The organism is Nitrospira japonica (assembly GCF_900169565.1).
Classification (GTDB): domain Bacteria; phylum Nitrospirota; class Nitrospiria; order Nitrospirales; family Nitrospiraceae; genus Nitrospira_C; species Nitrospira_C japonica_A.
This window is the reverse complement of sequence record NZ_LT828648.1, coordinates 1,390,474-1,402,498: the sequence shown is the minus strand read 5'-3', so window position 1 is coordinate 1,402,498 and position 12,025 is coordinate 1,390,474. Positions and strand designations below refer to the sequence as shown.

Sequence of the window (12,025 nt, the reverse complement as noted above, 5' to 3'; positions counted from 1 at the left end):
ATAACCTCAGATGTGGTACATAAGGGTGCGTTGTTGATCGAGCACGCGTTGCTTCCCGGCTAACTCGTCGATCGTGATGGCTTCCAACACGTGCCGTTCCGCTTCCTGAACTCGTTCCCACACTTTTGCGAGCAGGAGTTCCGATTTGGTCATACGTTGAAATGGCGGACGGCCGTTCGAGCCATTTCCGGTCAGGAAGGGGCCGTCAAGCGCCTCCAGCACTTCCGCAATGGAGAGTTCGGTCGGCTTCTTCGATAAGACGTACCCACCTTGAGCGCCGCGCTGACTAGACACCAGGCCAGCTTTCTTCATGGCGTGTAGCACCTGTTCCAAAAACCGTGCGGGTATTCCCTGGCGCTTGGCAATTGATTTCGCCTGAACCGGGAGGAGCCCGCTATGCATGGCTAGATCAACGGCCGCCATAATTCCATATGTAGATCGAAGAGATACCTTCATATACGACTATTCCGGTAGGAATTTGAGATGTTACTGTCCCGCTTTGCAGGTTGTCAAGGTGCCCGGATACAGACGCCAATCGCCCGGGGTGTTCTCTCAATCGTTCTCGGGCATGGGTCTCGGGGGTTGTCAAACCTCTCGCACCCCTCAAACAACGATACGAACATGGACTATAGAAGATGAAAATGCGATGCCGGTGAATCGGTACATCCGCAATGCCCAGGAACAGGTCGACCACGATACGAGCAACGTTCGGAAAGTGCCGCGGGATGTCCAATGGGCATAGTCATCGGTCGCACCGTGCGATCGCAACAGCTCACTGATCCCGACGTGGGATGAAAAGGTACTTCGTCGTCGCGTCTCAGCGTGCGCCGTTCATGACGTCACGACACCGTCACTTCATATTTTTCGCCGTTGACATCACCTGGGCTCTGGGCAATAATCCGGCCCTCTTCTTCGGGTGGTAGTTCATGACACTCTCTCCATCGGCTTTCAGCGTGCTGCTGCTGAGCAGCGATGCGGATATTCAAACCCAGTTCAGGCAGGCGTTTAAAGACGCGTCCGTCACCACGGTGCGAGACGCTGCGGCCCTGTCGAAGGACTCGGCCAAGCGGATCTTTGATGCGGTTATCCTCGAGGCAAAACCCGGTACTCACGGTGTGGTACCGGCTTTACCCGGTCATCTCGATCTCACGCAGGCGCTCATCATCACCGGCACCCGTTCAGCGCTGCGAAGAGTCTCGAAATTCATGCAGACGCTGAATCGATCCAAGCATGCCGCGGCCAACGGACAGGCAGCGCCCTCCCTGGAGGACTTTATCGAGCGAAAAATGGGTGATTTCGTCAAAGGTATGCGGAATGGCTCGGGAAGAAATCTCCATCCCATGTTGATATCCGCCATTGAGCGCCCGCTGATCACCAGGGCACTCCAGGAAACCAAAGGCAACCAGATCCAAGCGGCCGAGTTACTGGGGTTAAATCGGAATACTTTGAGAAAAAAGATCCAAGAACTGCATATTCCCGTTAAGCGGGGACGACCGGCCCGTATGCGCGACGCCTAGACAAGCGCCTGCCCGAAGGGCCCGCTGAAATCGGGGAAAACACCTGACCGCATCCCAACCACCATTACAGGAGGGGCATAATGACAAAAGAAGAGTTGATCGCAAAAATGGCGGCCTCCGCCGGAATTACGAAGGTGGCGGCAGGAAATGCGCTCCAGGCCTTTACCGGAGCAGTCACGTCCTCCCTAAAGAAGGGGCAGCGCGTGTCCCTGGTGAATTTCGGAACCTTTACCATCTCGCGCCGAAAGGCGCGGCTTGGTCGTAACCCGCGAACTGGCGAAACGCTTCGGATCCCGGCCGCAAAGGTGCCGAAGTTTTCCGCAGGAAAGGTGTTGAAGTCGGCGGTCCGCTAAGCGCTCGCCCGACCGACGCGAAATCGCTTCTCACGCAGCAAAGGGGAAGAGCGTCCGCGAGACTGCGCGGGCCCTCTTCTCCTTTGCTCGTTTCTTGACACGTCAGTCGGGGCTATATTAGCATGCGCATCCGGACGATAGGCGCGTAGCTCAGGGGGAGAGCGCTACCTTGACACGGTAGAGGTCGACGGTTCAAGACCGTCCGCGCCTACCATTCGGCTGAGGGCATCCGTGCGCCTCTCCGAGGCGGGGTGCCTTTCTTATTTTTGACGACGATCAGCGTGTAAGCCGATGAAAGTCGTGGTGAAAAATGGGCCGGCTCTGACGATTGACAACGGTGGATCCGTTCAGACCGCGCTTTCGTCTCTGGGCGCGTTGGATCCCCAAGTCTTGGCCGCCAAGGTCAATGGCCAGGTGGTGGATCTTTCGAAGCCGCTGGCGGGCGACGCCACGATCGAACCGCTTCGTTTCGACAGCATGGAGGGTCGCGAGGTCTATCGGCACAGCAGCACTCACATCATGGCCCAGGCCGTCAAGGAGCTGTTTCCTTCCGCGCAACTGACGATCGGTCCCGCGCTCGAGGACGGCTTTTATTATGATTTCGCATTCGACCGGCCTTTTACGCCTGAAGACCTGGTCAAGATCGAAGAACGAGTCGCGGAAATTATCGGACGCAATCTGACAATCACCAAACGGGAATTCAGCAAACCAGAAGCCATCGACTTCTTCCGCTCGCGTGGTGAGCAGTACAAGGTGGAACTCATCGAAGGATTTCCGGACGGCGAGCCGATCACGGCGTATAGCCAGGGAGATTTCGTCGATCTTTGCCGCGGCCCGCATCTCCCGACGACGGGCCACGTCGGCGCATTCAAGCTGTTGACCACGGCCGGAGCCTACTGGCGTGGCGATGAGCGTAATCCGATGTTGCAGCGGATTTACGGGACCTCCTTTCCGACGAAGGGTGAACTGGACGCCCATCTTGCGCGCCTGGAGGAAATCAAACGCCGCGATCATCGAAAAGTCGGGAAAGAGCTGGATCTCATCTCGATCCAGGATGAAATCGGCCCGGGCCTCGTTCTCTGGCACCCGAAGGGAGCGGCCATCAGGCTGTTGATCGAAAACTTCTGGCGCGAGCAGCACATAAAGGACGGTTACGAGTTAGTGTACTCCCCGCACGTCGCTCGGCTTGATCTCTGGAAAACCAGCGGCCATGTGGACTACTACCGCGAAAACATGTTTGCGGCCATGAAGCTGGAAGGAAGCGACTACCAGCTGAAGCCGATGAACTGTCCGTATCACATCATGATCTACAAATCGCGGCTTCGGAGTTACCGCGACTTGCCTGTCCGATACGGGGAGCTCGGAACCGTCTACCGCTACGAACGCACGGGCGTGCTTCACGGTCTTTTGCGCGTGAGGGGATTCACGCAGGACGATGCCCACCTCTTTTGCCGTCCGGACCAGATCGAATCCGAAGTCAGTCGCGTGCTCGACTTCACCTTCTTCATGCTACGGACGTTCGGATTCGCCGAGTTTGAGGTCTTCTTGTCCACCAGGCCGAAGGAATCAGTGGGAGGCGACGAGCATTGGAGCCTGGCCACGAGCGCGCTCGAGGCGGCCTTGAAGGGCCGGAACATCGCCTTTCAACTGGACGCGGGGGGCGGCGCCTTTTACGGCCCGAAGATCGACATCAAGATCAAGGACGCGCTGGGACGATCCTGGCAATGTTCGACCGTGCAGGTGGATTTCAACAATCCGGAACGATTCGAATTGGGTTACATCGGAGAGGACGGCAAGGCTCATCAACCCATCATGATTCACCGCGCACTGCTCGGTTCGATCGAGCGGTTCTTCGGAATCTTGATCGAACATTACGGGGGCGCCTTTCCGACCTGGCTGGCGCCGGTTCAGGCCGTGGTGATGTCGATCACCGACAACCAACGCGAGTACGCCGCCAAGGTGGCCGCCGACATGAAAGCGTCCGGCTTCCGCGCAGACGCCGACCTCCGCAACGAAAAGATCGGTCTCAAGATCAGGGAAGCTGAGAAGGCCAAGATCCCCTTCATGTTCGTGGTCGGAGACCGTGAAGTACAGAGCGGTTCGGTCTCCGTACGCGGACGCAGCGGCGCCAATCTCGGGAGCATGACGGTCGCCGGAGCTCTGGACCTTCTCCGCCGGGAAGCAGACCGGGGTGCACAACAACTTTCACCGACATCATGAGAGGTGGCCTATCGTCCCCAAACTGCGCGTGAACCGCGAAATCAGAGTACGTGAAGTCAGAGTGATCGGCCCGGAGGGTGAACAACTTGGTATTCTTCCGACCCCGGAAGCGTTTCGTCAGGCGCAGGAAGGCGGCTACGATCTGGTAGAGGTCGCCCCCACCTCGGCTCCTCCCGTCTGTCGCATCATGGACTACGGGAAATATAAGTATGAGTTGAGCAAGAAGGACCACCAGAACCGGCGACATCAGAAATCGACACAGGTGAAGGAAATCAAGTTGCGTCCCAGAACGGACAAGCACGATCTGGAAATCAAGGTCCGGCAAATCAAGACGTTCCTGGAAGAAGGAAACAAGACCAAGATCACCCTCACGTATCGGGGACGCGAAATGGCCAACCAAGAGATGGGCCGGTCGCTCATGAGCTCCGTGATCGAACAATTGGCGGACACCGGCACAATCGAATACGCCCCGCGGATGGAAGGCCGAAGCCTCATCATGATCGTGGCACCCAAGAACTGACCCCACACGACCACGTTTAACCAAAGGACCACGACGTATGAAGATGAAATCACATAGCGGAGCCAGCAAGCGGTTTCACAAGACCGGCACAGGAAAATTCGTGCGGAAGAAGGCCGGAAAGCGGCACATTCTGACCAGCAAGAATCGCGAGCGGAAGCGCCGCCTGAGCGGATCGGTCGTCGTCGACCCGACGAAGGCCTCCGCGCTGGCACGCCTGCTTCCCTATCAATAAGCGATCTTGAGCATCAACCGAAAAGGAGTACTCTCCCATGCCACGCGTAAAAGGTGGACCGAAAACACGGGCCAGAAGGAAGAAGCGGCTGAAGCTTGCGAAAGGCCAATACGGAGCCAAGAGCCGCCTGTTCAGGTCGGCAACCGAATCCGTCGATAAGGGCCAACAATATGCGTATACGGGCAGAAAGAACCGGAAACGGGATTTCCGCCAACTCTGGATCGCCCGTATCAGCGCCGCGACCAGAGCGCAGGGCCTGTCCTACGGGCGCTTTATCAGCGCCTTGAAAAAGGCCAACGTGCTGCTCGATCGCAAGATCCTCTCGGATATGGCCATCAAGGATGCGGCGGGATTCGAACAGTTGATCGGGTTGGCCAAGAAGCAGTTGACGCCGGCCGGCGCGTAACGGAACCGCCGGTTCTTTACGCCTCCGCGCGCGACCCGGCGCGTGGAGGATCCCCATCCACGATCATGTGTCCAGTGCCGAGAGATCGATCTCGAAGGATACGGCAGGAACGGTGATTTGCCAGCGTTCGAGCACTTCCGGGTGCAACTCCCCGATGACTCCCAACACTGTGCCGTCATCGCCCACGATACGACCGGCTCGCCCCTCGAGAAACGAGGGATGTTGGACCGATTCGAGTTTGTAGGCGCAATCGAGATAATAGAGCAGCGCGTCCAGGCAGGAGTGGATCTCGGAAAAGTTGGCCTCCGCATGCGCGATCAGCGCGCCTAACATCATCACCGTCTCTCCGCCCAGTTCGTGAGCCGGATCGGGCCGCGCGACCTCACCCGCTTCGAAAAGGCGGTGAGGGAAAAAGGCCCGGCTGGACGCGGCTTCCACCCGCAGCAACGACGGCAACATCCATTGGCGCAGCGCCGAAAAATTCTGCGACATGACGTTGTCGACCTGCACCAGCCGTCCCCATTCCGTTCCGTTCAATCGCATGGCATCGCACAGTAACTGGGGTGAGCCGAGAATATTCGAGATGATCTCCTGGAACCCCATGCCGACCATCAAGCCCCTAGCGCGATCGGAAAGCGTCTCCAGGCTCGAGAGACCGCCGACCGTGAATTGCGACGGCATGACGGGAAGGAATTCGGAAAACCCACGACTGATCGCCACGTCTTCCACCACGTCCATGGGATGCATGAGGTCATGCCGATAGATCGGAAGCCGCACAGTGACGTCTTCCTGGTCCACCGTTACCCCATATCCGTAACTCCGGAGCGCCTGACTCACCTCCCGCGCGTCCATCGCCTGCCCAAGCGCCCGCTCGATGGTGGCGAGTGAGAGCGTCCGCTCTCGGCCCAGGTCACGGGGCGTCACCACACGCTGCCCCAGATCAGTCTTGAACGGATAGACGACTTCCACGGGCTCGATCGCCGCGCCCCGGTCGGCCAAATTCGCCGCAAAAATGTTGAGCGTCAGAATGACCATCGAGAGGTCCGTCCCCGTCACTTCGACGAACAAGGCGTCGTCGCCCACGCGGACCTCGCCGATTTCCCTGCTGTTGATGATCGGAGGGAAGGATAGGATTTGCCCCTTGGCGTCTCGAAGCAATGGAACCCGCTCTTTTCCCGCGACGATCCCGCCGAACTCAAGCCCCTTCGGATGGACCAGCAGCATCTCGCCGAGCGTCATGACCGTCGTCATGCCCAACGGGGTAAACCTGGCGCTGTCAGGCGCCACGGCTTCATAAGAAACGGGAAACTCGATCGCGGGCAAACGATAGAGGCCGATGGAGACCGTGCGGCGCTTGCGTCCGAAGATCTCCGCCAGTTTTTCCTGCGTCTGGATCAGCTGCGCCAGTCCCTCCTGAGTGACTCGATACCCGGTCGCCGTGCAAGCCGCCACATAGGGTCTCAGCTCTTCCAATCCTGCCGTTACTACGACCTGCTTGGCCGGGGGACCTGGCTGTGACAGAAACGTATAGGGAACGGTCGCCCCGGTTTGCTTGATACGGATTTGCCGTGCGATCCCTTCACAGCACCACAGATCGGGTCGGTTGCTATCTTGTAGTTCGATCCGCAGCTCACCGGTGTCGGGACTCTGTCCTTTGAGTTCTCCCTTGACCAACATCAGCCACTCGTCCAATTGGTCGGACGTGACCGGTGAGGGAGGTTTGGCCGGCCCCGCCAGCAGTTGTTCGAGATCCTGTCTGAAGATCGTAATGGTCGGCATGCCTAGACGACTCCGCGGGTGGAGCGGATGAGATCGAGATTGTCGGTGAAGAGTTCACGGATGTCATGAATACCCAGCGCCACCATCGCCATGCGGTCAAGCCCCAATCCCCAGGCGATCACCGGCACCTGCACGCCGAGAGGCGCGGCGACCTCCGGACGGAAGAGCCCGGCACCGCCGAGCTCGATCCAGCCAAGACGGGGATGGCGCACATGCAATTCCACCGACGGCTCCGTGAAAGGAAAATAGGCCGGAAGGAATTTGACCTCCTTTGCCTGGGCAACTTCCCTCGCAAAGAGATTCAGGAGGCCGAGCAGCGTCCGGAAATTGATATCTTCGCCCAGTACGATCCCTTCAACCTGGAAAAAGTCCGTCGCGTGAGTCGCATCGACCTGATCATAGCGAAAGCACCGGGCGATCGAAAAATATTTCCCGGGAATCAGCGGATTGGACGCCAGCCGGTGGGCGGATACCGCCGTGCCCTGGCTCCGCAGGACCAACCGACTGGCCCGCTGCAAGTCGAACGTGTAGCCCCAGCCGGTCGATCCGGTGTTTCCTCCCCGCTCATGGACCTCTTTCACGCGTGTGAGGAAGGGCTCTGCCACACTCCGGGCATGCGTGGGACTCTTCACAAAATAGACGTCGTGGATATCGCGGGCCGGGTGAAACTGCGGCATGAACAGCGCGTCCATGTCCCAGAACTCGGTCTCGACCAGCGACCCCCGCATTTCCTGGAAGCCCATGCTGACAAGCTTGGTTTTGACCGTATCGAGAAATTCGCGATAGGGATGGCGCCGTCCCGGAGCGATCCTGGGTGCCCGCAGACTGATGGTGTACTTGCGGAATCGCTTCGTTTTCCAGCCGCCCTCTTTTAAGAGTTCAGGCGTCAGCTGGGAGACTTCCTCGGCCGCGTCCTGCTGGGACAGGTGTTTCAACGCATCCAGACCCTCGGCCGTCGGCTTCAACAGGCGGGTCACGCGATCATCGACTCGAAAGGGCTCCTTGACCTTTCCGCGCTTGACGGCATGCGCATCGATCACGCGTTGCTCGAATTCGGAGAAGGTCTCCAGAGTTCGAGATCCGTGCTGAAGCTGTTGGAGCAATCCCCGCAGGGTTTCAGCGGTGGGACTCGACCTTCCCGTCGACTCGAGGCAGCCGCCCTGAACGATCAAGAGGGCCCCTTCCTTTTTCAAGGCCCCGATGGCCCCGCTGACATCCGACGGCTCAAGGTGTTCGCGGGTCTGCAGGTCCTGGATGGTGAGGCGTTTGCCCGTGCTCGCGGCCTCGCGCGCGACGGACAGGACCATCTCGATCGGCGATGGTTTTTCGATATACTGCTCGCCGGTCTTGGTCAGTGACACGATGGGCGTGACGGTTTCTTTTTCGACGGCGAGGAGCGATTTGGCCAACAGCCACTCCACCGCCATGCTGATCTGAGAGGCTTCCAGTCCGGCAGCCGCGGCCAACTGCTCGGTCTCCATCGCGCGGTCACCGTTGTCGGAGAACGCCGAGAGGACCCTGATTTCCAGGGGATGCAGACTGTCGATGAGAGCTGCGATATCCACCCCAGGCCCTATCGATGCGCCGAAGCCGGCTGCCCGGCGGCGCGCAATGCCGCGATGGTGGCGCCGTAGTCCGGGCTGGAGAAGACCGCCGAACCCGCCACCAGCACTTCCGCCCCGGCAGCCAGAATGCGGCCGGCATTGTCCACTTTGATGCCGCCGTCGACTTCCAAAAGGGCGTGACTGTGGATCTGATCCAGCATCCGCCTGGCGTTCGCGACTTTCTGAAGACAGTGGTCGATGAATTTTTGCCCGCCGAATCCCGGATTGACCGACATGATCAGAACCAAATCGACATCCGGAAGAATTTCGTCAAGCGTGCGCAGCGACGTTGCGGGGTTCAACGTCACGCCGGCCTTGACGCCATGTTCCTTGATCAACTGCACCGTCCGGTGAAGATGGGGGCAGGCTTCGACGTGCACGGTCAGATAGCTGGCCCCTGCAGCGGCAAACTCCGGGATGAAGGCATCCGCGTTCGTGATCATCAAATGAACGTCCAGCGGAAGCTTGGTGACCTTTTTCAACGATTCGACGATCGGCGGGCCGACGGTCAGATTGGGCACGAAGTGGCCGTCCATCACGTCGACGTGCAGAAAATCCGCGCCCCCGCGCTCCACCGCGGCGACTTCATCCGCCAGTCGGGCAAAGTCGGCCGACAGAATCGAGGGAGCGATGCGGGCGGGTCTGGTCATGAATCTCGTTTCCTGAGGCGTGAGGCGTAGAAGACGTCCATCCCGTACCGGTTATTCTCCGTGGTCAGGTCTCCGTGGCCGGTCAGGAGATTCTGTGCTTCATTCGGCAGCCACGGCGCGAGCGACTCTCGTCGGAAGTCTGCATGAGCATTGAGGAATCTCTCAATGACGGCGTGAGTCTCTTCCGGCTCGACCGAACAGGTACTATAGACCAGCACGCCGCCGGGCCGCAAGCTTGCGCTGAGCGCATCAAGGATTTCCAGCTGCAGTTTTTGATGGCGCGCGAGTGCGGCGCCGTCCTTCCGCCACTTCGCCTCGGGATGCCGGCGCAACACTCCGAGCCCGCTGCAAGGAGCGTCAACCAGTACGCGGTCGACGAGCGTTTTCCGGACTTCGGAAGGATCATGGGAATGCGTCGCGGTCCTTTGCCATTCGTCCCTGTAGCGGGCATCGCCGGTGATCGCCACGACGCTTCGCAATCCCAACCTCGTGCAGTTGGCGGCAACGAGATCGAGCCTGGCTCCTTTCTTATCGACAGCCAGGATGGTGCCCCGGTCTCCGATCAATTCGGCTATATGGGTCGCCTTTCCTCCCGGCGCCGCACAGGCATCGAGGATCGCTTCGCCGGAGTTCACACCGAGAAGAGGAGGGATGAGCTGGGCCGCCTCGTCCTCGACATAGAAACAGCCTTCCGAAAAGCCGGGGAGCGACGTGATGGGCCCGCGCGGCTCGATCGTAATCCCGACCGGACTCACCCGAGTGGGGGAGGCCGATATCCCGCTTTGTCGAAGCCGTTCGAGAAAGTCATCGCGCGTCGCCTTGAGCCGATTTACTCTGAGTGTCACGGGTGGAACGGTGACGGAATGGGCACAAGCCGCCTCGGCCTCGTCAGCCCCAAGCCGATCGACCCATCGACAGGTCAGCCATTCCGGAACGGAATACCGCACGGAGAGCGAGCGGATCGAGTCGTCCTTCGCGGAAGGCCAAGACGGCTCAGGGTTTCTAAGCAGGGCACGCAGAACGGCGTTGACGAAACCGCTCCAATCTCTTCCCAAAACGGGAACGTTGATTTTGGCCAATTGAACCGACTCGTTGACCGCCGCCGAATGAGGGATGCGGTCGAGAGAGAGGAGCTGATGAGCGGCCATTCGGAGAAGCATCTGAATCAGCCGCGGCAGCTTTCGCATCGGCTTGTCGAGAACCGGCTGCAGCCTCCAGTCGATCGTTCCCTGATGTCTCAGGACTCCGTAGACAAGTTCGACGGCCAGCGCTCGTTCCCTCGGATCATGGCTGATCGGCGCGCAAGCCCGCTCCAAAAGCCCATCGATGGGATCAGCCGATTGAACCGATTCCACGAGCACGGCCAATGCGATCGATCGTGCGGAGGGTTTGCGTACGGAGGGACGGGTTTCGGTGCCCATGTGTCATTGAACCAAAGCTACACCGGCGAGGGCACGCCCAAACGCAGGCCCGGTTGGATGGGATGCCCGGCGAGATACTGCGCCACCATCATCCGACGGCTGTTGGCCACCTGAAGTTCGTTGACCGCCAGAAGCCCGTCGCCGGTTGCAATATGAAGCGCCTGTTTCGTCACGTCCACGATGGTGCCGGGCGCTGCGGAAGCCGGTTCGCTCAGTGGAGCGGCCTTCCAGAGCACCCACCGGTCGGCATGCGAGAACGTATACGCGCCAGGCCAGGGACTCAATCCGCGAATTCTATTGGCAAGGGAGCGGGCCGGTTCATTCCAATCGATAAGCCCATCTTCCTTTTTCAGGATCGGAGCGAGCGTGGCTTGGCGATCATCCTGCGGGCTCGGCATGAGCGTCCCGGATTTCAAATGCTTCATGGTCTCACTGAGCAATCGTCCGCCCAGTGCGGCCATGCGAACGGACAGGCTGCCGGCCGTATCCTGTGGCTCGATGGCCATCCGTTCCTGGAGGAGGATCGCGCCTGTATCCATGCCTTCGTCCATCAGCATGGTCGTGATACCGGTTTCGGTTTCGCCCTCGATGATCGCCCATTGGATGGGTGCTGCGCCGCGATAACGCGGCAGCAGAGAGCCGTGCACGTTGAGGCATCCATGACGTGGCAGGGAAAGAATTGACGGAGGCAGGATTCGGCCGAACGCCGCCACCGCGATGACGTCGGCATCCCATTTCTGCAAGGCCGCCAGAAAATCGGGATCTTTCATCTTCGTCGGCTGCAGAATGGGAATCTGCCGGCCCACGGCGAGATCCTTCACCGGCGAGAACGTCATTGTCTGGCCGCGGCCCTTGGGCCGATCCGGTTGCGTGACCACTCCGACGACCTCGTCGTCGGAATTCAGAAGGGCTTCCAGCGAAGGAACGGCGAAATCCGGTGTGCCCATGAAAATGACGCGCATGCCACCGCTTTAGCATCCGTCTTCCGCGAATGCAACCGGCGCTCGGCTGTTGCTTGACTTGCCGTTCAACGCTTTGTTAGATTCCGCCCGCGGGGTGGAGCAGCCTGGTAGCTCGTTGGGCTCATAACCCAAAGGTCAGAGGTTCAAATCCTCTCCCCGCAACCAAGTTATTTAGCTTCCCCCCAAGCCACTCCAACAGCGATCCCAACATTAGGCACAGCGCCTGACCAATTCTTGCCTGGCTTTCCGTATTAAGGAGAACGCAGCGAAGCGTGCGAAAATGTGCGCCCCCGCCACCTGAGACTAGGTATCGGGGCCAGGGAGAAGAATGGTGCCCACAGAACGGACAACCAGGATGCCC

At 59.5% G+C, this 12,025-nt stretch carries 12 protein-coding genes and 2 tRNA genes; 8 read left to right on the top strand and 6 right to left on the bottom strand.

The window, feature by feature from the left end:
- Positions 1–6 precede the first annotated feature (6 nt).
- Positions 7–456 carry an RrF2 family transcriptional regulator gene (locus NSJP_RS06675; protein ID WP_080886135.1) on the bottom strand — a complete coding sequence of 150 codons (450 nt, stop codon included), beginning with the start codon at positions 454–456 and terminating at the stop codon, positions 7–9.
- A 470-nt stretch (positions 457–926) separates the two neighbouring features.
- Between NSJP_RS06675 and NSJP_RS06670 the strand changes: the two genes are divergently transcribed.
- The 7 genes from NSJP_RS06670 (at position 927) to rplT (ending at position 5,248) form a co-directional block, all read left to right on the top strand.
- Positions 927–1,517, top strand: a complete 591-nt coding sequence (locus NSJP_RS06670) for a helix-turn-helix domain-containing protein (RefSeq protein ID WP_080886134.1) — start codon at positions 927–929, stop codon at positions 1,515–1,517.
- Between the two features lie 80 nt (positions 1,518–1,597).
- Positions 1,598–1,870 (top strand): HU family DNA-binding protein, encoded by a 273-nt coding sequence (locus NSJP_RS06665; protein ID WP_080886133.1) that lies wholly within the window; start codon positions 1,598–1,600, stop codon positions 1,868–1,870.
- A 139-nt stretch (positions 1,871–2,009) separates the two neighbouring features.
- Positions 2,010–2,084, top strand: a tRNA-Val gene (locus NSJP_RS06660).
- A 77-nt stretch (positions 2,085–2,161) separates the two neighbouring features.
- Positions 2,162–4,090: a threonine--tRNA ligase gene (gene thrS / locus NSJP_RS06655; protein ID WP_080886132.1), complete on the top strand. Its 1,929-nt coding sequence runs from the start codon at positions 2,162–2,164 to the stop codon at positions 4,088–4,090.
- A 28-nt stretch (positions 4,091–4,118) separates the two neighbouring features.
- Positions 4,119–4,610, top strand: a complete 492-nt coding sequence (gene infC / locus NSJP_RS06650) for a translation initiation factor IF-3 (RefSeq protein WP_231989501.1) — start codon at positions 4,119–4,121, stop codon at positions 4,608–4,610.
- A gap of 37 nt (positions 4,611–4,647) precedes the next feature.
- A complete protein-coding gene (gene rpmI, locus NSJP_RS06645) occupies positions 4,648–4,842 on the top strand; it encodes a 50S ribosomal protein L35 (RefSeq protein WP_080886131.1) in 195 nt (64 codons plus the stop codon).
- A 37-nt stretch (positions 4,843–4,879) separates the two neighbouring features.
- Positions 4,880–5,248, top strand: a complete 369-nt coding sequence (gene rplT, locus NSJP_RS06640; protein WP_080886130.1) for a 50S ribosomal protein L20 — start codon at positions 4,880–4,882, stop codon at positions 5,246–5,248.
- Positions 5,249–5,311: 63 nt separating this feature from the next.
- Here the strand turns inward: rplT and pheT are convergent, their stop codons facing one another.
- From pheT to fmt, 5 genes are read right to left on the bottom strand one after another with little or no spacing between them, the layout of a single operon-like run.
- Entirely contained in the window at positions 5,312–7,027 is a 1,716-nt protein-coding gene (pheT, locus tag NSJP_RS06635) for a phenylalanine--tRNA ligase subunit beta (RefSeq protein WP_080886129.1), read from the bottom strand.
- Between the two features lie 2 nt (positions 7,028–7,029).
- Positions 7,030–8,592, bottom strand: coding sequence for a phenylalanine--tRNA ligase subunit alpha (pheS, locus tag NSJP_RS06630; protein WP_080886128.1), 1,563 nt, complete (start codon positions 8,590–8,592; stop codon positions 7,030–7,032).
- 8 nt (positions 8,593–8,600) lie between these two features.
- Positions 8,601–9,281 carry a ribulose-phosphate 3-epimerase gene (gene rpe, locus NSJP_RS06625; RefSeq protein WP_080886127.1) on the bottom strand — a complete coding sequence of 227 codons (681 nt, stop codon included), beginning with the start codon at positions 9,279–9,281 and terminating at the stop codon, positions 8,601–8,603.
- Positions 9,278–10,702, bottom strand: coding sequence for a 16S rRNA (cytosine(967)-C(5))-methyltransferase RsmB (gene rsmB, locus NSJP_RS06620; protein ID WP_080886126.1), 1,425 nt, complete (start codon positions 10,700–10,702; stop codon positions 9,278–9,280). Before rsmB ends, rpe begins: the two co-directional genes overlap by 4 nt.
- Before the next feature lie 17 nt (positions 10,703–10,719).
- Entirely contained in the window at positions 10,720–11,664 is a 945-nt protein-coding gene (gene fmt, locus NSJP_RS06615) for a methionyl-tRNA formyltransferase (RefSeq protein WP_080886125.1), read from the bottom strand.
- An 88-nt stretch (positions 11,665–11,752) separates the two neighbouring features.
- Here fmt and NSJP_RS06610 point away from each other — a divergent pair.
- Positions 11,753–11,829, top strand: a tRNA-Met gene (locus NSJP_RS06610).
- Positions 11,830–12,025 lie beyond the last annotated feature (196 nt).